Source organism: Paraburkholderia phytofirmans (assembly GCF_046028095.1).
Taxonomy (GTDB): Bacteria; Pseudomonadota; Gammaproteobacteria; order Burkholderiales; family Burkholderiaceae; genus Paraburkholderia; species Paraburkholderia phytofirmans_A.
This window is the reverse complement of record NZ_JAQQDJ010000021.1, coordinates 77763-100152: the sequence shown is the minus strand read 5'-3', so window position 1 is coordinate 100152 and position 22390 is coordinate 77763. Positions and strand designations below refer to the sequence as shown.

The following is a 22390-nucleotide window of genomic DNA, read 5'->3' as shown; positions in this document are numbered from 1 at the left end:
CGAGGTCTCGAATACGTCGACCTCCCAGCCCGCCGCGCGCAACGTATTCGCTGTGAGCAAGCCGCCGAGCGATCCGCCGATCACGACAGCGCGCGGTTTCTCGAGCGATTTCATGGTGCGCTCCGATGCTTCTCTCTAGCTAATGGATGCCACTTATAAGTTGCGTTGAGATTGCTGAATGGCTTCAAATGCAATCTCGCGTTGTGTCTTTTCAACCGGCTCTATGCGCGACGGCCGGATTCAAACAAAAACCAAACCCGTTGCTCCGCTTCGTCGATCCAGACTTCCAGTAGGCTTGTTGTCGCGACGTCGCCGTATTCGCCGCATAGCGAGTGCGTTTTGCGCATGTAGCCCGCGAGCGCCAGATTGTCTTCACGCAACTCGGCCAGCATGTCGTCCGGCGTCACGAAGTCCGCGTCGTTATCGAGAATGCGCTGCAGCTGCGTGATCTGACCGGTTGAATGCAGTGTCCTCCCGCCGATCTTCCGTGCGCGTTCCGCGATCCGATCGGTCGTCGCGAAGATCTGATCCGACTGGTCGTCGAGCAACAGGTGATAGTCGCGGAAGTAAGGCCCCGACATGTGCCAGTGGAAATTCTTAGTCTTCAGATACAGTGCGAACACGTCTGCCAATAGGGTGGTCAGGGCGGCGGCGATGTCCTGGGTCGCTTCTTCGGTCAGACGGGTTGGTGTCTTCAGCGGCGCCGCGCGATGCGCTTGCGCATTCGATACGTCTTTCATGGTGGATCCCTTCGAGAGGGTGGAAAGCTGATGTACGAGTAACCAGGCACATTCTAGGAATGCATCGCGGATAAAGTCCTGCAGAAAATATGAAAAGTTCTGAGTGGAAGTGAAACCTGCGTCCGCCTTCTGATGACGCGCCCCAGATGTTCATTCTTTTTAAGAGGTATGCAGGCGTTTTCCGGTGGCTTGGCGAAAACCAGTCGATAGAATGGATTGCAGTTTCTGACGCTATGCCGGCACGGGAAGCATGTCTGTTCGGGGAGAGTATTCAAATCACCACGGAGCCCGAAATGTCAAAGGAGCTCTTGAAAGCCGACTTATGTGCCGTTGCGATTATCGACTATCGACCGCAAATGTTTTTCGGCACGATGTCGCACGAGCGAACGAACATCCTGCATAACGTGGAGGCCGTAGCGAAAGCCGCAAAGTTGGCCAAAGCGATCAGCGGCTTGCTGAGATGGCTTCGTGACGGCGTCTGGCGTTTTCACGAACTCGTGCTATGAGTGAATTCGAATAAATGACGGGGTGATTTAGGGTTTTTTAAGAGTCCGCCAAATCTTTGCAGATTTATTTCGCTATTCTGCTCTGGATCGTCACTTCTGCTGCACTCGGTTCGGCATGTGCGCGAAGGCGCATCAGGCACAGGGCAGACGCGGAGGAAATGACATGAATAAGACCATTGCCGGCGTTAACATCCTGGATGGTGTGATGACCCGGGAGGCAACGGACCTGATCCGCGGGACGCAGTCCGAGTTGATGTTTCATCATGCGTTGCGGGCTTTTCTGTTCGCTGCGCTGACTGGATACCGCGAGAATCTGGAATTCGACGCCGAGTTGCTCTATGTCGGCGCGATGTTTCATAACGTCGGGCTGGACGCGCGATACGAGCGGTCGCCATACCGTTTCGAGGTGGATGGCGCCAACGCTGCGCGCGATTTTATGCGCCGGCACGGCATTGGTGAGTGCAAAATCGAAGAGGTCTGGGTGGGGATCGCCTTGCACACGACCCCTGGCATTCCGGAACACCTGCCGGCGCTGGTCGCGCTCATCAGCGCCGGCGTGCAGATGGACGTGCGGGGCGCGCGCTACGACGAGTTCACCGCGCAGCAGCGCGACGAAGTTATACAGACCTATCCACGCGAATCGGTTTTAAGAAGAAGTTGATCGAAGCATACGTGCGCGGCATGGAGCATCGTCCCGAGACGACATTCGGGACCGTGAATGCCGACGTGCTGGACCGATGGGATCCGAACTATCGCCGCCTCAATTTCTGCGGACTGGTGCTGGGATCGGACTGGCCGAATTGATTGGTGTTTGAGAAGATCGGCGCGTGGGCGGCGGGTTCGCTCGCGGGCTATGCGCTGCCGTCGGTGCCGTGGATGCCGCGCCTCGGCATTCAGGTGGATGAGCAAGCAGCATTATCGGTCAACCGCCATCGCGATGACGGGCTAAGGCATGATATGAGCACCCCGGACTTATCCGTTAACACAAGCACGCCCTCAGAACTCGAGGTTCCGTATTCGTCGCCGGAGTATCGCCGGCACCAGATGTTCGCGCGCCTCTCGGCATCGGAGATTCAGAGCCTGCGACGTTTCGCGCGGCCGATGTCGTTCAAGGCCGGCGAACTGATCTTCGAAACCGGGCATTTGGCGCTCGGCCTCTTCGTGCTGCTGCATGACCGCCTTCGGATTGTGTCGCGCGATAGTTTCGGACGTTCGACCGTCGTCACCGAGCACGACGACGGCCACTTCATTGCCGGGATGGCGCAACTCTTCGGCAAACCGGCCTTGATCGACGGCATCGCGCTGACTGACGTCGAGACGCTCGTGATCGAGCCGGACCGCTTGCGCACGTTGATCGTCGCCGATGCGCAACTCGGCGAGCACATCATGCGAGCGCTGATTCTGCGGCAGCTTGGATTGATGGAGCAGGGGCTGGGGCCGGTGATCGTCGGCAATGGCGACGACGCGCGGCTGATGCGGCTGCAAGGTTTCCTGCGTCGCAATGCCTATCCGGCGACGGTGATCGACGCGCGCAGCGATCCCGAGGCGCTCACGCTCTTGGGCGGTATGACGACCGGCCCCGCCGATTTCCCGCTGGTGTTCCGTCCGAACGGCTCTGTGCTGCGCGCGCCCGATGAGGCCGAGCTCGCTTCGCGTCGCGGACTCGTGCCGACCTTCGAATCGTCGCATATCTATGACGTGGAGGTCGTCGGCGCGGGCCCGCGTGCCTGGCGGCGTCCGTGTATGCCGCCACCGAAGGGTTGTCGGTTGCAGTGTTCGATCAGCGTGCGCGGGACTGGCAGGCTGGCGCCAGTTCGCGGATCGAAAACTATCTGGGGTTTCCCACTGGCATTTCGGGCCAGACGCTCGCTGCGCGCGCGTTCCAGCAGGCCCTGAAGTTCGGCGCGCATCTGGCTATTCCCGGCAAGGTCATGGACGTGAGCCGGCACGAGGGCATCGTCCTGCTGACGCTGCTCGACGGACAACGCATCAGCGCGCGGACAGTGGTCGCGAGTGGCGCCGCTTATCGCAAGCCGACGGTGCCGGGCTTCGAGCGCTTCGAAGGGCGTGGCACTTACTACTGGGCGTCGACGATCGAAGCCAAACTGGTGAAGGGGCAGGGCATCGTCCTGATGGGCGGCGGTAACTCCGCCGGTCAGGCGGATCTTCTCGACGCCGAGTGCCGTAAATGCGCGGCAGAGCGCGGGCATCTGATCGAACGAAAGCCACTCGGACGCCGACAGAAACGGATAGTCGGGGGTGAAGACGTCTTTCGGCATGCAATAGGTACAACGGAAGTTGCACTGGTCGATCACCGAGAGGCGCAGGTCCTTGAGCGGCCGCACCAATGTCTACGACGGCCGGATCGCCCGGCCGGGCGTCCATCCATGATAAGTCGCCATGCCTTGTCTGTGCCCGTTCGATCGCGTTCACAGTAACTCCGTTCGGTGCTATGAAGGAAGCCCCGGTCGTCATGCCGGCGGGGCGGGTTCCGAAGGCGGCACCGGCGGGTGGAACGCCGATGCCCCACGACCTCACAGTAAAAGAAACGACGCCAGCGAGCCATCCTGCATAGGACTCGGCCGGGCGGCCCGCTGAATGACGGCGTTATACCTAGGTGTGATAGTGCGAAGGCCATCGCGCCCCCTAACATCACGTTGGCGCAATTGGAGTATCCGCGGCGATGAGCTTCGTTTGCACCGTTGACGACGACGCGTCGGTACGCGGCGGCCTGGACAATTTCCTTAAGTCATTGGTTATGCGGCGGCGACGTTCGCGTCGGGCGAGGACTTCCTGCTTTGCCGATCGCCGATCACGCCATGTGTGTGTTGCTCGACTATAGGATGCATGGAATGCAAGGTGCCGACGTGCAGCGTCAGCTGGTCGAAGATCAGACACACATCCCCGTCGTGATCATGTCGGCGCACGGCGACGAAAACACGGTTGGGCTAGTAATGCAGCATGGCGCAGTCGGTTTTCCGGGCAAGCCTTTCGCGCAAGACGCGCTGTTCGATCTGATTCTTGCCGCCGTCGAAAAAAGGGAGAAGTGAAGTGAGCACAGAGGCATTTATCGAGGGTCTTGACGGATCATCCCCGGACGCCGCCGTCACTGTGCATTTCGATCAGGTCTGGTTCGATCAGCTTTCGCTCAAGGCGCTGCTGGTGGATGGCAATATCGTGCGCTATCGCGCGAGCTCGCCAGGCGGCACGCAGTCGTGGTTGATCGCGGTGCCGACCGATGTGCCCACGGAAGCCGTATTTCGGCGCCTGCAGCAGGAGTTCGCACCGGCCAACAGACTCGATTCCGCATGGGCGGTGCGGCCGCTCGCGCTCGTACGCCTCTCGCGCGGCCCGGTTCTCGTATACGAAGACAATGGCGGCGCGCTGATGCTGCCAGCCTCGGAGGGCGCGCTCGCGGTTGGCCGTTTTCTGCGCGTCGCGGTGGGCGCCGCGCGCGCGCTGCGTCTCGCACATGCGCGCGGCGTCCTGCATCGCGACATCAAACCCTCCAATTTGCTGAAAGAGATCGACGGCACGATCCGGTTGTTGGGCTTCCGCGCTGCGTTCAACCGGGCAGGGGACCTGCCGGCCGAGTCGCCAGACACGTTGTACGGCACGCTGGCTTATATGTCGCCGGAACAGGCCCGGCGCGCGGAAGGTGCGGCTGACGTGCGCAGCGATCTCTATTCGCTGGGTGTGACGTTGTACGAGCTGCTCACCGGGTGTCTGCCTTTCGAGGCGGCGGATGCGGTGGAATGGGTTTATAACCACGTCGCTCGCCAGCCCGCCGACCCGCGCCAATACCATCCGGGCTTGCCCACCGTACTGGGCTCGATCGTTCTGAAGCTGCTCGCCAAGAGCCCTGCGGAGCGTTATCAAAGCGCCTCGAGTCTCGAAGCCGATCTACGGCGTTGTCTGGCCGACTGGAACGAGTTGCAGCATATCGTTCCGTTCGAACCGGCCGCGGAAGATAACGTCAAGAACCTCGCCGTCACACATCGTCTGTTTGGCCGCGCCCATGAATACAAGGCGCTGCTCGGCGCGTTCGAACGCAATGCACAGCAGGGCGTGGCGGAACTGATCTTCGTGTCCGGCTACTCGGGCGTAGGGAAATCCGAACTTGTGCGCAGCGTGCACCGTGCAACCGCGCAAACGCCGACGCTGTTTGCCTCCGGCAAGCTCGAGCAGTACGGCCAAAACGCGCCGTACGCGCCTTTGATGCAGGCAATACGCTCGCTGTTCCAGCGTATTCTGGGCGAAAGCGATAGCGAACTGGACGGCTGGCGCAGTGTGCTACGTGATGCACTCGGCCTGCAAGGCAAGCTGCTGGTGAGTTTCATCCCGGAACTCGAGCTGGTGCTCGGCCCTCAGCCCGACGTAGCGGATCTGCCGCCGGTGGAAGCGCAGATACGCTTCCGGGCGCTGATCACCCGGCTGCTCTCCGTTTTCGCGACGCAAGCGCACCCGCTGATCCTCTTCTTCGATGACGTGCACTGGTTCGACGACGCCACGCTGAATTTCATCGCGAACTTCGTGGCCAACGTCGAAATCAGGCATGTGCTGCTGATCTGCGCTTACCGCGACAACGAAGTCGACCGTTCGCCCAAGTTCAAGGCGTTCCTGAAGTCGCTGCCGAGCACGGGTGCGCGCGTCACCACGCTGGCCGTCTCGCCGCTCGACACCGCGAACGTCTCCGCCTTGCTGGCCGACGCGCTGCATGGCGATGCCGCCCACGTTTATCCGCTGGCCGCCGTCGTTCATGAGAAGACGGGCGGCAACCCGTTCTTCGTAAAGCAACTGCTGCTGGCGCTGGCCGACCATCAGTTGATCTCCTATGACGGCATGGCCGGCCGCTGGATATGGGACATCGCACGGATCAGCGAGTATGAATCGTCCGATAACGTGGTCGATCTGATGGTGGCGCGTCTGGAGAGATTGCCGCGTGAGGCGCGGGCCGTGCTTAAGCTGCTTGCCTTCATGGGGCGGCGGATCGACAGCTCGACGCTGGTGCGGATCGATCATGCCGGTGGCATGGAGTTGGAGCAGCGTCTACGTCCGGCAATGGAAGCGGGTCTGATCGTGTCGGACCGGACGGGTTTTGCCTTCGGCCACGACCGGGTTCAGGAGGCCGCATACGAGTTGACGCCGGCTGCCGATCGCGGAGTCGAACATTCTCGCATTGCCCGTCTCCTGATCGCGGATTTCGATGTGCGGGCCGTTCAGAGGTCGGCGTTCGACATTGCTCACCATATCGAACGGGCGCAGGCAGCCGACGCATTGCGCGATCTGGACGTCGACGAGACGACCGTCTTCGCCCGGATTTGCCTGCAGGCCGCACGTCACGCGAAAGAAGCGATTGCCATCGAGTCCGCACTGAATTATCTTGACGTCGCGCAAAAGCTTCTGGACGCGAGTGGCGAGGACTATGGCGAATCTCTTGGCTATGAGATCGGAGTCCTGCGGGTGCAGTGCCACCTACTGAGCGCAGATTTCGATGCAGCCGGCACGCAGATCGCGAAGCTGCTGCGCCAGGACCTGTCGATCGTTGCACGGGCCTCGGTCTACAAGCTCAAAGTCGACATGCAGCAGCATCTGTCCGACTACGAAGCCGCGGTCGAGACCGCGCTGGAAGGAGTCAAGCTGTTTGGCACGTATTTGCCACGTCATCCGGAAGCCTCGGACGTCGAGGCCGCGTATAACCGACTCAACGAATCGTTGCGAACACGAACGATTGCTTCGCTGGCCGATCTGCCGACCTTGCGCGATGCGGCGATCGAGTCGGAAATGAATCTGCTGGCGAGTGTCTACGCGCCCGCTTCGTTCGTGAACGAACGGCTTGGCTTCCTGCATCTGTGCCATATGGTGCAGCTCACCATCGACCACGGTATCACCGCGGCTTCGGCGCATTGTCTGTCGTGGTTCGGCGTGTATGTGGCGGAGTTTTTCGGCCGCTATGAAGAGGGTTTTGAGTTTTCGAGTCTGGCGCGCACGCTGGTTGAACAGCGGGGCTTCAGCACGGTGGCCACGAGTACGCTGGTCGCACTCGACACGGTCGCCGTCTGGACTCAGCCGCTTCCTTACGCTCTGCAGTGCGCGCGCGATGCTTTCGAGTCGGCCCGTCCGAGCGGCGATCTGACCATGAGCTGCTACTCGTGCAATCACATCGTCTCGGATTTGCTGACGATCGGCACGCCGCTTGAGCAGGTCGATCGCGAAATCGACCTTGGGTTGTCATTCGCGAGGCGGGTGCGTTTTAAGGACGTCGAAGATATCCTCGAGTTGCAGAAGCGCTTCGTTCATAGCTTGACGGGTGGCCCAGGCTTGCCGGGCAACTTCGGCATGGTGGTCGACGGGCGTATCACATTCGAAGCCGAACTGCTCGACACCCAGATGACGACGCTGCGCTTCTGGATCTGGTTGCTCAAAGGCGTGTCCTGCTATTTTCACGGCGCCTATCAGGACGCGTTGTATTGTCTCGCCGAAGCCGGCGAGCTGAAATGGGCGACCCCAGCGCATATTCATCTGCTGGACTATCACTTCTATGCGGCGCTTACGCTCGCGAAGGTTTATACCGGTGAGGAGGATGCCGCCGGCGCAGTAGCGCGCATCGAGCCGCATCTGACGAGACTAAGGACCTGGGCGAACCTCAATCCGGTTACGTTCAGAGACAAGCAACTGTTGGTCGAAGCCGAAGTGGCGCGGCTCAACGGAACGCCCCTCGTGGCTATGGCGCTGTACGAACAGGCCGCGGCCGCCGCGTCGGGAAGCGGCTTCAATCAGGGTAACGCGTTGGCGCACGAATTGGCGTCAGTGTGCTGCGAGACCAACAGCCTCTTCAGTGCGGCACGCCACCATCGCCGGCGAGCGGTTGAGAGCTATACGCGTTGGGGCGCGCTCGCCAAAGTCGAGCATCTGGAGCGCACCGGACGTCCTGCGCCGATATCGACCGAACACGCGGCGGCAACGCGCCCTTCGATCGAAATCGCCGATGCCCAGCGGCAGTTCGACCTCGTGTCGGCCCTGAAGTCGTCGCAGGCGTTGTCAGAGGAGATCCTGCTCGACAAGCTGATCCGGACACTTGTCACGCTGGCCATTGTTCATGCCGGCGCGCAGCGCGGCATGTTGATCCTGTTGAAGGGGAATATGCCTGTCGTCGAGGCGAGTGGACACGAGACGCCCGATGGCGTTCAGGTGACGATCGGCGGCGACGAGGTGAGCCGCGAAGCTGTGCCGGCGTCGGTTTTCTACACGGCATTGCGCACGCGCAAACCGGTCGTGCTCGAAGATGCGCAACGCGATCCGCGCTTCTCATTCGATGCGTCGTTTTCGCACCGCGCGGTGCGCTCAGTGTTCTGCTTGCCGCTTGTCAAGCAGGGTATTGCCGTTGGCGCACTCTATCTGGAGAACAATCTGAGCGCGGGAGTGTTTACAGAAAGTCGCACGTCGGTGCTTGAACTACTGGCTTCGCAAGCCGCCATTTCGCTCGAAACCGCGCGTCTCTATGCGGAATTGCTGGAAGAGAACAAGAGGCGACAGGAAACCGAGATGGCCTTGCGCATGAGTGAAGAGGCGCTCGCACTGGGGCAACGGATTAGCCGCTCGGGAAGCTATATCTGGAACAGTCTGACGGGTGAGCGCTATTGGTCGAAAGAGCTGTATAGCGTGTTCAGCTTGCCAATGGAAGAAGGAAGCCCGGGCGGCCAGGCGATTCTCGAGCGGATTCATCCGGATGACGTCGCCGGCTACCAGAAGACCGTCGAGCAGGCCGCGCACAATCGCACATCGTTCCGGCGTAAGTTCCGGATCGTGACGCAGGACGGTACGATCAAGCATCTCGAAGTGCTGGGCGAACCATCGGGCGTCAGCAACTTTGTGGGTGTTGTGACGGACATCACGGATCGGCATGCGACGGAGCTTGCATTGCAGAATGCCAAGCTCGACCTCGCGAAGGCGTCACGCGCGACCACGATGGGCGAACTCGCCGCATCGATTGCGCATGAGATCAATCAGCCACTGGCGTCGGTTGTCTCGAACGCGAGTGCGGGCGTGCGCTGGCTCAACCGCCCCGTGCCAGACATTCCTGAAGCGTTGAACGGCTTGCGCGATATCGTGAAAGACGGCAAACGGGCGGGCGACATCATCCGCGCGTTGCAGTCTCTCGCGAAGGAGACCAAGCCGAGATTCACGCCCATCTCTATCGATAGTGTCGTGCGTGAAGTGTTCGAACTGGCCTCCGCTGAGGTCGAACAGCGAAGTCTTATTGTCCGGCTTGATCTGGCCGCTAACCGCGCGGTAATGGCCGACCGGGTGCAATTGCAGCAGGTGCTGTTCAACCTTGTCATGAACGCCGGAGATGCCATGAGTCATCTCGAGGCAAGGCAGCGTTTGTTGACCGTCACCTCGAGCGTCAACGATCAGGGTGCAGTGGTCGTCTCTGTTCAGGATAACGGCAGCGGGATCAGTGAGGAGAACGCGTCGCGTATTTTCGATGCATTCTTTACGACCAAAAAAACCGGCATGGGCATGGGGCTCGCCATCTGCCGATCCATCATGGAAGCGCATGGTGGGACGCTCACGGCCGGGCCGGGCTACCCTCACGGGACGATTTTCGTCTTCACTCTGCCGGCTGCTGCTTAGTTTGGTCACTTAGCGTCGCTGCACTTGTGTCATAGCGTGCTCGGCGCAGCCCCTCTTCGTACCTTCGTACAGCCGCTCGACGAACTGCGCCCACGCCTGCCGGGGAGCAGCTCGTTCATGTCTCCATACGCAATGGATCCCACTGGCTCACACCAAGATATGAGTTTCCCAAACCATGCGCTGCGTCCGCGAAACCGATGTAGGGATGGTTGCACGGATGCCGTTCGGATAACGTTCAGGCGAGGTTCGTCAGGACACGCCCGATCGGTTGCATCGAGTAAACGCGGCGACGAGGTGAGATGCGGATTTTCAATTGACCGGCGCACGCCGGTACTACGGAGAATGACAGATGAGAAAGCTAGTTTCATTCATGGCTATCGGTTCGGCACTGCTTGCCGGTTCGCTTTCGAGCGCTGCATCGGCGGAGACGGTCCCGCAACTCGAGCCCACCACCCAGGCGTTTATCGACAAGCTAACCGCCGCCGGCGGCCCGCCGCTGTACGAGATGACCCCGCAGGCCGCGCGCAAGGTACTCGACGATATTCAGGCTGACCCGAACGGCAACCTCGCGGCGGCGGAAGAGAAAGAAATCACACTGCCGGTTGGTCCGACTGGCAAGACACAGGTCCGCGTGATCCGTCCAGCCGATGTCAAAGGCACGACGCCGGTCATCATGTATTTCCACGGCGGGGGCTGGATTCTCGGCAACGCCGCAACGCACGACCGGTTGGTACGTGACCTCGCGAACCGCGCTCACGCCACTATCGTGTTTGTGGAATACGAACCGTCCCCGGAAGCACAGTTTCCTGTGGCTATCGAACAGGACTACGCCGCGACGAAATATGTCGCTGAGCACCCGAAGGAGTTCGATGTCGATGCGAGCCGCCTGGCGATTGCCGGCGACAGCGTAGGCGGCAATATGGTGGCCGTGGTCGCGCAGATCGCGAAGGAGCGTCACGGCCCGGCGATCCGCTTCCAGGCGATGTTCTATCCGGTGACCGATTACACGGTCGACGATTCGACTTACGAAGATTTCCCGAATGGTCCGTGGCTGACGAAGAAGGCGATGCAATGGTTCTGGAACTCCTATCTCCCGAACGCCACCGAGACCCAAACCAACGACCCGCACGTCTCGCCGCTGCGTGCTTCGCTTGACGCGCTCAAGGGCTTGCCGCCGGCGCTCGTCATCACCGACGAGAACGACGTGCTACGGCATGAAGGCGAGGCCTATGCGCACAAGCTCGCGCAGGCCGGCGTCAACGTGACGGCGGTGCGTTTCCTGGGCACGCAGCATGACTTCATGATGCTGAACCCGCTGCGCAACACGCCGGCTGCTTTGGGCGCAACCGCGTTGGCAGGCAGCATGCTGAACCAGGCACTCGCAAAGTAAGATACAAGCGTCATGCCGCCCCGATCCGAACCGCTCGCAGTCTGCCATGCCGTACGTTTGGCCGCCGTCGTTGCGCTGACGGGGCTCTGCGGCGGGCTATCGGGCCTCGGACTCGCGGCGTTGCTGCACGCGATTCAGCATCTCGCGTACGGCTACAGTCCGGCGGCGCTGTTCAACGGCGAAAGCTTTCTGGATGGCGTGAGTTCGGCGAGCGCAGCACGTAGAGTGGGCGTGCTTGCCGGTTGCGGTGTGATGGCTGGGGTGGGCTGGTGGGCGGTGTATCGGTGGTGCAAGCCGCTCATCAGCATTTCCCGCGCGGTGAAGAGCGCCGATCCACGCATGCCTGTTGTAGCCACCACCTGTCATGCACTGCTGCAGATCATCACAGTGGCGCTGGGATCGCCGCTCGGGCGCGAAGTCGCACCGCGTGAAATCGGCGCGATGATTGCGGCGCGGTTGTCGTCGTACGCGCGGCTCACACTCGATGAAGCCACAGTGATGGTGGCATGTGGCGCTGGTGCCGGATTGGCCGCGGTGTATAACGTGCCGCTAGCGGGTACGTTGTACGTGCTGGAAGGATTGCTGCTGAGTTACAGTTGGCGGGCCCTCGTGCCAGCCATTATCACGTCGGTGATTGCCGCACTCATTGCGCGCGTGGGTCTCGGCAATCTGCCCCAATACGCCGTTCCGCAGTATGCGTCCACGCCCTCGCTGATGATCTGGTCGGCGATCGCGGGGCCGCTGTTCGGACTCGCCGCGGTTCAGTTCACGCGGCTCACGAGTTCGGCGCGCGCGCAGGCGCCTCACGGCGCAGCGTTGCCGGCTTTGTGCCTGCTAAACTTCGTCTTTATCGGCCTGCTTGCGACGCAACTCCCGATCTTGCTGGGCAATGGCAAGGGCCCCGCGCAGGTCGGCTTCGATGGCTCGATCAACCTGGAGCTCGCAGCGATTCTGCTGGTGCTGCGTGTCCTGATCACGTGGACCAGCCTTCGGGCGGGGGCTGCAGGCGGCCTGCTGACGCCCGGCTTGTGCAATGGCGCGTTGCTCGCAATCCTGCTGGGCGGCGTCTGGTCGACGCTGTGGCCGGGCACGCCATTGGGCGCGTTCGCGGTGATCGGCGCGGCTGCTTTTCTGGCTTCATCGATGCGTGTGCCGTTGACGGCGCTTGCGCTGATCTTCGAGTTCACGCATCCGTCACAGGAGTTCCTGATTCCGATGCTGATTGCCGTGGCTGGTTCCGTTCTCACGGCAGAGTATGTGCGCAGCGCTATGGCTGCATCCGCAAGCCGCCGCGTGTTGCAAGCCGGAGTTGAGCAAACCGGCGCTTGAGTTCACGCGCGCCATATTCTCTTTGGCCTGGTTAGTGAAATTCGGACACGTCGAGATCGCGCCGTTCGCCGTCCTGCAGTACCGTGACACGTACCGAAGCGGGTCGTGCGCCGCAGATGTCACACAAAGTCTGAGGCATGTCGATAGTCCTTTTGATCGGGCGGTTCAGCAGAATCCTCCGGGTGAGGATCCGCAAATGAAAACGGCCGGCGCTACCTCGTGGGCGACGCCTGCCGTGAGTGACCTTCGTAAAGCGGTGCGCTTAGGAGGCAGCTTCGCTTCCCGCTGCGGTGAAGAGCCCAAGCTGGCTAAGGATGGTGCGGGCTTGCTCGACTTCTTCCGGCGTGCCATGAACGATCAGCAGAAAGCCGTTGGCTTTGACTGCTGTTTCGTACTTCACGGCGTCGCTCTTCGGCACGCCCAGTTCCGCCAGCGCCGCACCGATCGCCCTTGCCGACGATGGACAGTTTGGTCAAGTCGAAGCCGTTCTGGCTCAGCTCCTTGACGGCTTCGTCAGCGGCGGTGTGGCTCGAAAATACTGAAACGACGGCGTTGTCCTGACTCATTACTCGACTCCTGGTAGATCATCACGATGATGTCGTCGCGTGGGATGCGGCGCGGCCATGAAAGACGTCGTCATCGCTGGCCGCGTCGCGGGATTCAAGTCGCGTTCGCGTGAATCGAGTGTTGCAAAGGCGCGTCGGCTGCTCTTTCCGATTCGCACGGTTAAGTCATACGAGCATTACTCCGTGCGCTGCGACGACAACGCTAGCGCCGTGCGGTCCCATCCGCCGCCGAGTGCTTTGAGCAACTGCACGCTCGCCTCCACGCGTCTTGCCTGAATCTGCGCCTCGGTGCGCTGGTTGGTCAGCGCAATGGTTTGTTCCGTGACGACGTCGAGGTAACTGACGGCGCCAGCCTGATAGCGGTTCTGGGTGAGCTTGAGCGAGAGTTCCGCGGCGGCGGTGGCGCGCCGTTGGCTTTGCGCTTCGCTCGCGAGCGAGTCGAGCGCCGAGAGGTTGTCCTCGACCTGCTGGAACGCGACCAGCACTGTTTGCCGGTAGTCGGCCACCGAGCCGTCATATTGAGCCGTGGCGCCCTTCAACGCCGCTTCGCGTTTGCCGCCGTCGAACAGCGTGCCCACCAGTTGCGGACCGATCGACCAGAACAAGCTAGGTGCCGTCAACCACGGAGAGAAAAAAGGTGCTTTCGAGCCCGACGGTCGCGCTCAACGTCAGGTCCGGATAGAACGCCGCCTTCGCCAGGCCGATCTGCGCATTGTCTGCAGCCACGCGCCGCTCCGCCGCCGCGATGTCCGGGCGGCGCTCGAGCAGTTGTGACGGCACGCCCGCTGGAATCTGCGGGACCGGAATCGCTTCGATCTTCGGCGGCAGCGAAAAGGACGAAGCGGGCACGCCGATCAGTGTTGCGATGGCATGGGTCACCTGGGCACGCTGCACATCAATGTCGGTGGCTTGCGAACGCGTGCTTTCCAGTTGGGTTTCGGCTTGCGCGGTCGCTGAGGCGTCGAGAGCGCCGTCGACCAGTTGCTGGTTGAGAATCTTCAGCGCCGCGGCGTACGCGCTCACGCTGTCGTCGAGCAGCTTCCTCTGTATGTCGAGCGCACGCAGCGCGAAGTAGTCGCTCGCCAGATCGGTGCTCATCGAAAGGCGGACTGCCTCAAGATCGGCTTCGCTCGCCTGGGCTGCGTCGCGCGCATTCACCACGGCGTCGCGTACGCGTCCGAACAGGTCCGGCTCCCACGAGGCGGCCACGCCCACCGAATAATCGGGCACCGTTTTGCCGGCGAGGGAATGGCCCTCCACGTTTTGCGAGAGACGCGTACGCGATTGCGCAGCGCCGGCCGTTACGGTCGGCAGAAAGTCCGAGTGCTGGTAGTCGACCAGTGCGCGCGCCTGCTGTAATTGCGCGACTGCCTTCTTCACGCTCTGATTCGACACGTGCAACCGATCTTCGAGCTGATTCAGTTCGGGATCGTTGAAGACCGTCCACCAGTCGCCGCGCGGCTGCGTCTCGGCCGGCATCGCGACGGCCCAGCCGGGCGCGGCCTGTGCGGGGCTCGTGGGTGCAGCGTAGCGATCCGGAACGGCCGTCTCGGGCACCGTGTAGTGGGGCAAGGTCGAGCACGCCGTCAGCGCGTATGCAATGCCTGTCGTCAGCGTCTTGCGTAGGGATGTCTGGAGCAGGGCACGCATGGTCGGCTTCCTCGGGTTGAACGGTATCAGCCGCGTGCGGCCGGCGCGGCGGAGGCAGGTTGTGCGGCCGCAGCGGCAGGCGCCATCACCTGCACGGCCTCGCCTGCCGTGATCGCATCGCCAGGGTTGTCGATCACGCGATCGGTCGCGGTGAGACCCGTGGCGATCTCGACATAGGTACCGAAATCGCGGCCGATCGTCACCGTCTTCAGCGCAACTTTGTTGTTGTCGCCGACCACCGCAACGGTCACCCCGTTCGGGCGGAACAACAGTGCGCTCACCGGCAATTCGAGCGCGGGATGCGCGGTGTCGAGTGCGAGATGTACCTGTACGTAAGCGCCGGGGCGCAGCGCGCCGTCCTTGTTGTCCACGTCGACTTCCACGCGCATGGTGCGGCTCGACGGATCGATCACGTCCGAGCTACGCGCGACCCGCGCCGGGAACTGACGGCCGGGATACTGCTGGGTCGTCAGATAAACCTGCGTGCCCACACTGACGAAACTTGCGTCGTTTTGCGGGATGTCGGTGAAGGTGCGCAACACATCCGTCTGCGCAATGTGGAACAACTCATTGGCGGGCGCGGCGAGCCCGGGCGTTCCACCCGCCGTGACCAGCGCTCCGACGTCCACGTTGCGCACGGTGATCACGCCGTCGAACGGCGCGGTGACTTTCTCGTACGACACCATCTCCGTGAGCCGCGTGACATTCGCCTGCGCCGACGCCAGCGTCGCGCGTTTGGCCTGCATGTCGGCGGTTTTGCTATCCGCGTCCTGTTGCGAGACGGACTGCGTTTGCAGCATCTGCTGCCAGCGTTGCGAGGTGGTGGTGGCGTAGTTGTAGTTGGCTTTCGCGGTGGCGGCGTCGGCACGTGCCTGCTGCAATTGCGCGTCGAGCTCCGGCGTTTCGATCGTGGCGAGCAGCTGGCCGGCCTTCACTTTTGCGCCGATATCGCTGGTCCAGCGCTGGATGTAGCCACTGGTTCGCGCATACACAGACGCATCCGCATAGGGCATGACGGCGCCGGGCAGCAACAGTTCTTGCGAAACCGGCGCGTGGCTCGGCGAAACGACCCTGACCGTCGGCGCACTTTGGACAGCGACCTGCTCGTTCAGCGCCGAACTGGTCCGCAAACGCGGCACGATGCCGATGATCAGCAGCACAGCGGCGACGCCCGCGAGGGTCAGCGGCAGACGATAGCGGCGCAGCGCGCCAGCGCGGACGGCCTCGCGTTGCGGCGTCGCGCGCAGGTTAGGCATGCCTGCGCTCGTGACGGCGCCGTCGTGTTCCGGAGTGGCATCAGGCGTGTTCATGATGGAGTCCTATCGTGGGCGTTGTTTATTGAGCCAGGGGAGTGGCGGCTGCGGTGGCCTGTCGGGCGCGGCGCCTCGCGAGCAGGGAGTGAACCAGCGCGAAGACCACCGGCACGAACAGCAGCGTGGAAACGGTGCCGATGCCGAGACCGCCGATCACGGCGCGGCCGAGCGGTGCGTTCTGTTCGCCGCCGTCGCCGAGACCGAGCGCCATCGGCATCATGCCGATCAGCATGGCAAGCGCGGTCATCAGGACGGGACGGAAGCGGCTGAAGCCGGCCTCGAGTGCGGCGACGAGCGGATCGACGCCTTGCTGCAGCAACTCTCGGGCGGTATTGATCACGAGAATGCTGTTTGCTGTGGCGATGCCGATGCAGAGAATCGTGCCGGTCAAGGCCGGCACGCTGAGCGTGGTGTGCGTCGTGAACAACATCCACGAGATACCGGCGAGCGAGCCGGGCAGGCCGCTCACGATGATGAGCGGATCGAGCCACGACTGGAAGTTCACCACCATCAGCAGATAGACGAGTGCGATCGCGAAGACGAGGCCGGTTTCGAGGCCGCCGAACGATTCATTCATCGATTGAACCTGGCCGCGGATCACGATCGACGAACCAGGCGGCAACTCCGCGCGCGCCGCATCGACGAGATGCGACACGTCCGTTGCGACGCCGCCCAGATCGCGCCCTTGCGTGGACGCGAAAATGTCGAGCACCGGCTGGACGTTGTAGTGCGAGACGACGGCTTGCTGCGTGCTGCGCGACATCGTGCCGAGCGTGCCGAGCAGATTCTGCGCGCCCGTGGTGAGGCCGAAGGTCGTGATTGGAATATTCGCGAGCGTTTGCAGCGAGTGAATGTCGTACTGCGGCACTTCGGCCATCAACGGATAGCTCACGCCATTCTTCGGATCCAGCCAGAAGTTCGGTGTGGTTTGCGAACTGCCGGACAGCGCGATCAGCAGGTTCTGCGCGACGTCGCGTTGCGTGAGGCCGGCCTGAATGGCCTTCGTGCGATCCACGTCCACGTCGATGGCGGGCTCGTCGCCCGGTTGCTGGATGCGGGCATCGACGAGACCGCGCACGCCGCGCAGTTTTGCCAGCAGGCGATCCGCCACGACGCGATTTTCTTCGAGCTTGCCGCCGACGATCTGGATATCGATCGGCGCGGGCAGGCCGAAGTTGAGAATCTGGCTGACGATATCGGCCGGCAGGAACGAAAATGTCACGCCGGGAAACGACGCGTTCAGCACGTTGCGCAGCTTCGCCACATAGCCCGCGGTCGAGCCGGCACCGGGCTTGAGCGTCAGCATGATGTCGGCATCTTGCGGGCCGATTGGATCGGAAGAGTCGTAGGTCAGGTTGATACCGCTGACGGGCACGCCGATATTGTCGAGCACAGCCGCCTGATCCTGTTTGGGAATTACGCTGCTGATTTTCGCTTCGACTTCGTCGGTGATGCGGGCGGTCTGTTCGATTCGGGTTCCGGTGGGCGCGCGCAGATGCAGACGGATTTCGCCGGTATCGACAGCAGGGAAGAAGTCGCGCCCCGCGAACGGAATCAGGGCGAGCGAACTGAAACACAGCACGAGGAAGATCGGAATGAAGCGGCCACGATGAGCAATCGCGCCTTGCAGAACGTTGCGATAGCCGCCGCGAAATGCCTCGAAGCGGTGTTCGAAACGCGCCTGGAACCGGACCAGCGCGCCGAACCGTCCTTGCGCGGTTTTGCCGACTTTCGAAGGCGCGCGCATCAAATACATCGCGAGTGTCGGAATCAACGTGCGCGAGAAGAAATACGACGCGCACATGGCAAACACCACGGCTTCCGCGAGCGGCACGAACAGATAACGCGCCACGCCCGAGAGCAGAAACATCGGCACGAACACGATGCAGATCGACAGCGTGGACACGAAGGTCGGCACGGCGATCTCACCCGAGCCGTTCAGGATCGAGTCGTGTAACGGCTCGCCGTTTTCCAGATGATGCGTGATGTTCTCGATCGCGACGGTGGCGTCGTCAACCAGAATTCCGACCGCCAGGGCGAGGCCGCCCAGCGTCATGATGTTGATGGTCTCGCCAAGAGCGGACAGCGCGATCAGCGATGTCAGCACAGCGAGCGGTATTGATACGGCGATGATCAGCGTGGCGCGCCAACTGCCGAGAAACAGCAGGATCATCACGGCAGTCAGGCAGGCCGCGATCAGCGCTTCACGCACCACGCCGGTGATCGCCGACTTCACGAATAGCGACTGATCCGAAAGCGGCGCGATGACCAGTGCCTTCGGCAAACCTGCGGCGATCTTCGGCAGCATGTCCTTGACCTGCTGAATGATCGCGAGCGTCGAGGCGCTGCCGGTTTTTTCCACTTGCAGCAACGCCGCGCGCTTGCCGTCGCTGCGCACGATATTGGTTTGCGGGGCATAGCCGTCGATCACGTGCGCCACGTCACGCACGTACACCACCGCGCCGTTGACCGTCTTGATCGGCAGATTGTTCAGCGCGGCGACCGTGTCGGTGCTGCCGTTCATTTGCACGTTGTATTCGCGGGTGCCGATCTTCGCGGTGCCACCCGGCAAGATGAGGTTCTGCGCATTCACGGCGTTGACCACGTCGGCTGGCGCGAGCCCTTTCGCCTGCAATGCCTGCGGATTGAGTTCAACCATGATCTGGCGGATCTTGCCGCCGAATGGCAGTGGCACAGCCGCGCCTTGCACGGTGGCGAGCTGGGTGCGGATAAAGCTGTTACCGAGGTCGTACAGCGTCTGTTCGGGAAGCGTATTGCTCGACAGGCCGAGTTGAAGTACAGGCACCGTCGAGGCGTTGTAGGTGATGATGTTCGGCGGCAGCGTGCCCGGTGGAAGCACGCGCAGAATCGACGCGGAGTTCGAGGCGGCTTCGGCGATGGCGCGGTTGATGTCGGCGCCGGGGTGAAAAAAGATCTTCACCACCGACACGCCGTTGAGTGATTGCGATTCGATATGTTCGATATCGTCCACGTCGGTGGTCAGCGCGCGTTCGTAGTTCGATGTGATCCGATGCGCCATATCTTCGGCGGAAAAGCCGTTGTACGACCAGACAATGCTGACCACCGGAATGTCGATGTTCGGAAAGATGTCCGTCGGCGTGCGGATGATTGCCAGCGGGCCGAGGATGAATAGCAGCACGGCCAGCACGATGAATGTATACGGTCGTTGCAAGGCAAGTCTGACGATCCACATGACGTATTCCTGATTACGGACGCCTGATGGTTTCAGGCAGGTTTTGCACGGGGGCGGATGTCGTTGTCGAGTGAGCGGGAGCGGTCACTGGTGATGGCCGGAGCTTAGGGGCTTTCGAACAGCGCGGATTCAGTGCGAGGCACTGTCATTGCGAATTCGCACGATGGCCGCATGCGAAAGATGCGGTGACGCAAAAAATAGGCGCGCCAACCGCGGGACTGATGGCGAACGGACGGCACAGTCGTGCGAATACGACAATTACGGGCGGTCAGAAAGATGCGCTCGCCGGCCGACGCCAATACTGCTCTGACGTTTGGCACACCGGCAGACCCGGTCAATCACCTCAAATGGAGCAACAGAGATGGCATATTTCACTACCAAAGACGGCACGGAAATCTATTACAAGGATTGGGGTACCGGTCAAACGATCACGTTTTCCCACGGCTGGCCGCTCGACGCGGACGCATGGGACGCGCAGATGATGTTCCTCGCCGAACGCGGTTATCGCGTGATTGCGCATGACCGTCGCGGTCACGGCCGTTCGTCGCAGCCGTGGAACGGTAACGAAATGGACACCTATGCGGACGATCTCGCCGAACTGATCGAAGCGCTCGATCTGACGAACATCGTGATGGTCGGTCACTCGACCGGCGGTGGTGAAGTAGTGCGCTATATCGGGCGCCACGGTACGAAGCGTGTCGCGAAGGCCGTGCTGATCGCGGCCGTGCCGCCGATCATGCTGAAGACGGAAGCGAATCCGGGCGGACTTCCGATGTCGGTTTTCGACGGCATCCGCGAGGGCGTGCAGAATAACCGCTCGCAGTTCTTCAAGGATCTGGCCGTTCCGTTCTACGGCTTCAACCATCCTGATGCGAAGGTCTCTCAAGGCACGATCGACTCGTTCTGGAACATCGGCATGATGGGTTCGATCAAGGGTCTGTACGACTGCGTCAAGGCTTTCTCGGAAACCGACTTCACCGAAGACCTGAAGAAGGTGACGGTGCCGGCACTCGTGCTGCAAGGCGACGCCGATCAGATCGTGCCGCTCGACGATTCCGGCAAGCTGTCGTCAGAGATCATGCCAAACGCGAAGCTGAAGATCTATGGAGGTGCGCCGCACGGTATGTGCACGACCCACGCAGACCGCGTGAATGCAGACCTGCTGGAGTTCCTCAAGTCGTAATGGAACACGCCGGCGAGGCCGCTTAGGCGCTCGTCGGTGCCTGCGATTCACGCTTCGTCGTCACCCGCTTGCGCGCGGCTCCGGCGCGCCTTGAAACCGGCTCGCGAACAGACTTTAATGCCGCAGCCCATGCGGCGCGCAGGCGTGTTCCGCTAAGTGCAGCCACTGATTCGGCGGCCCGTTTCTCTAATGCTTCAAGGGCCCGCGCGGCACGCATGCAACACTCGCCGAGCACGCCGGCATCAAATGCCGCGTCCACCATGTACTGCGCCAGTTCTATCCCCAGTCGCAGGCCGCCGTGGTCGGAAAGCGCCCGGTCGAAAGCGGCACGCGCGTCGTCGACTAACTGTTGAAGATCCGGCAGATTTACGGCATCGCTAGGTACGCCTTGCCTTTCGCCGGACGAACGGGTCTGGAAGCAATGCGCGAGATGACCTCCCGTGGTTCGCCATCGGCCCGCAGCTTTTCCATCGCATAGGCGCGGGTCGATTCGGACAAACGGTATTTCGCCACCGTATTTTTCGCAACGCCGATAGATGCACCTGAATGGTGTTTTCTTCGACGATCGTGTTGGGCCAGACCGCGTCCATCAACTCGTCTTTCGTGACCAACCGCCCGCTGGCCGAAGCGTCCACGGCAAGGATGTCGAAGGCGGGAGAGCCCAGACGCACGACTTTGCCGTTCCGCTGCAAAGTGCACATCTCAAGATCGAGCCTGAAGCTGCCTATTTCGATCTAGATCCTTACAAGCGATAAATTAGTCCCGCGGTTCTGGAGAGGCGGTTGTACACGGAGAGCGTTTATCAAGTTTCAAGTAACGCGTGTGTGTGTCCGGTCAGATCGGCGACTGTCAGATTCGTAATCCGCAAATCAAGTTCCTGTTTGAGCGACACAGTCAGAAATTCGACGAAGGTCTTTATCTTGGCGTCGACGAATTGACGCGACGGATACACGACAAAGACGTTGGTGGTTTGAAGGGGATAATCCGGAAAAAGCTGAACCAGTTTGCCTTCCTTGAGTTCGTCCACGACCGAATAAGTCGGCACGGCGCCCACGCCGGCACCCGCCAGTAGAGCAACGCGCAGCGCCTGCATGTTGTTGACAACGAACTGTCCGGCCGCCTCCGACTCGGTCGCGGCCTGCCCGGCAAGCTCGGATGACCACTCGGAAGACGGATCGAATGACGACCTGGTGTGCATGAGCGTGTGACTCGGCAGGTCGTTCACGCTGCGGATCTGGTGCCGGGCGAGGTAGTCGGGCGAGGCGACCAGGATGCGTTCGCAACGACCGATGAGGCGACTTACATTGCGGGAGTCGGGTAACGACGACGCGGACACGATTGAAACGTCGAATTCGTCTTCGATGAGATTCGCCATGCGGGGCAGCAGTTTGAGGTCGACCGAGACGGCCGGAAAAGCGCGCCGGTATTCGACGATGGTCGATGTCAACTGTTTCAGCCCGATGTCAGGGACGGCGTGCACGCGCAACCGGCCGCGTGGGAGAGTGTGCGCGTCGCTGGCTTCGGCATCGGCGTCGTCGATGTCGGCGAGGATTTTCTTGCAGCGCTGGTAGTAGCGCTCGCCGCACTCGGTGAGCGACACGCTACGGGTCGTTCGCTGCAGTAGCCGCGTGTGCAGATGTTCTTCGAGCGACACGACTGCGCGCGAGATATTGCCCGCGCTGCATTCCATGTGTTTGGCAACCGCACTGAAGTTGCCGGTTTCCGCGACCCGCGAAAACACGCGCATGCTGAAAATTCTGTCCATAGCCGCTGTGACCTCCCTATCCGGTTGAATCCGACAACACGTCTTGCCTGATGTGGGAACAATACGATCTGTGGTGAGGTCGCGCCATCCTACATTC

The 22390-nt window shown here is 61.6% G+C and carries 11 protein-coding genes and 5 pseudogenes; 8 read left to right on the top strand and 8 right to left on the bottom strand.

All coding sequences use genetic code 11. The features are described from left to right. Positions 1-221 precede the first annotated feature (221 nt). Positions 222-740 carry a Dps family protein gene (locus PQR54_RS36475; protein ID WP_408254469.1) on the bottom strand — a complete coding sequence of 173 codons (519 nt, stop codon included), beginning with the start codon at positions 738-740 and terminating at the stop codon, positions 222-224. A gap of 146 nt (positions 741-886) precedes the next feature. Here PQR54_RS36475 and PQR54_RS36470 point away from each other — a divergent pair, with 146 nt between their 5' ends. The 3 genes and pseudogenes from PQR54_RS36470 to PQR54_RS36460 all read left to right on the top strand — a co-directional run. Beyond that, a complete protein-coding gene (locus tag PQR54_RS36470) occupies positions 887-1246 on the top strand; it encodes a hypothetical protein (RefSeq protein ID WP_408254467.1) in 360 nt (119 codons plus the stop codon). A 163-nt stretch (positions 1247-1409) separates the two neighbouring features. Then, positions 1410-2050 (top strand): annotated as a pseudogene (locus tag PQR54_RS36465) (HD domain-containing protein). Between the two features lie 153 nt (positions 2051-2203). Further along, positions 2204-3408 (top strand): annotated as a pseudogene (locus PQR54_RS36460) (cyclic nucleotide-binding domain-containing protein); the annotation flags it as partial. Here PQR54_RS36460 and PQR54_RS36455 read toward each other — a convergent pair. Then, a pseudogene (locus tag PQR54_RS36455) lies at positions 3394-3594 on the bottom strand (radical SAM protein); the annotation flags it as partial. The pseudogenes PQR54_RS36460 and PQR54_RS36455 overlap by 15 nt on opposite strands. A 504-nt stretch (positions 3595-4098) precedes the next feature. Here PQR54_RS36455 and PQR54_RS36450 point away from each other — a divergent pair. The 4 genes from PQR54_RS36450 to PQR54_RS36435 all read left to right on the top strand — a co-directional run bounded on the left by PQR54_RS36450 (position 4099) and on the right by PQR54_RS36435 (position 12602). Continuing rightward, positions 4099-4296: a response regulator gene (locus PQR54_RS36450; RefSeq protein ID WP_408254465.1), complete on the top strand. Its 198-nt coding sequence runs from the start codon at positions 4099-4101 to the stop codon at positions 4294-4296. Position 4297: 1 nt separating this feature from the next. Continuing rightward, complete coding sequence (locus PQR54_RS36445) at positions 4298-9883, top strand: trifunctional serine/threonine-protein kinase/ATP-binding protein/sensor histidine kinase (protein WP_408254463.1); 5586 nt, start codon at positions 4298-4300, stop codon at positions 9881-9883. 349 nt (positions 9884-10232) lie between these two features. After that, on the top strand, positions 10233-11273 hold the full coding sequence (locus PQR54_RS36440) for an alpha/beta hydrolase (protein ID WP_408254461.1): 1041 nt from the start codon (positions 10233-10235) through the stop codon (positions 11271-11273). 12 nt (positions 11274-11285) lie between these two features. After that, the gene (locus PQR54_RS36435; protein ID WP_408254458.1) at positions 11286-12602 is read left to right on the top strand and encodes a chloride channel protein; all 1317 of its coding nucleotides are present in this window, start codon (positions 11286-11288) and stop codon (positions 12600-12602) included. A 262-nt stretch (positions 12603-12864) separates the two neighbouring features. On the opposite strand, the gene PQR54_RS36430 is transcribed toward PQR54_RS36435, so the two are convergent. From PQR54_RS36430 to PQR54_RS36415, 4 genes and pseudogenes are all read right to left on the bottom strand, one after another. Further along, positions 12865-13020, bottom strand: a complete 156-nt coding sequence (locus PQR54_RS36430; protein WP_408254455.1) for a hypothetical protein — start codon at positions 13018-13020, stop codon at positions 12865-12867. Between the two features lie 324 nt (positions 13021-13344). After that, positions 13345-14818, bottom strand: a pseudogene (locus tag PQR54_RS36425) (efflux transporter outer membrane subunit). Positions 14819-14844: 26 nt separating this feature from the next. Continuing rightward, positions 14845-16074, bottom strand: coding sequence for an efflux RND transporter periplasmic adaptor subunit (locus PQR54_RS36420; RefSeq protein ID WP_408254487.1), 1230 nt, complete (start codon positions 16072-16074; stop codon positions 14845-14847). Positions 16075-16153: 79 nt separating this feature from the next. Beyond that, a complete protein-coding gene (locus PQR54_RS36415) occupies positions 16154-19345 on the bottom strand; it encodes an efflux RND transporter permease subunit (protein WP_408254453.1) in 3192 nt (1063 codons plus the stop codon). Positions 19346-19706: 361 nt separating this feature from the next. Here PQR54_RS36415 and PQR54_RS36410 point away from each other — a divergent pair, with 361 nt between their 5' ends. Further along, positions 19707-20528: an alpha/beta fold hydrolase gene (locus PQR54_RS36410; RefSeq protein ID WP_408254450.1), complete on the top strand. Its 822-nt coding sequence runs from the start codon at positions 19707-19709 to the stop codon at positions 20526-20528. A gap of 515 nt (positions 20529-21043) precedes the next feature. Here PQR54_RS36410 and PQR54_RS36405 read toward each other — a convergent pair. Then, positions 21044-21229 (bottom strand): annotated as a pseudogene (locus tag PQR54_RS36405) (winged helix-turn-helix domain-containing protein); the annotation flags it as partial. 101 nt (positions 21230-21330) lie between these two features. Then, positions 21331-22293 (bottom strand): LysR family transcriptional regulator, encoded by a 963-nt coding sequence (locus PQR54_RS36400; RefSeq protein ID WP_408254447.1) that lies wholly within the window; start codon positions 22291-22293, stop codon positions 21331-21333. Positions 22294-22390: the final 97 nt, after the last annotated feature.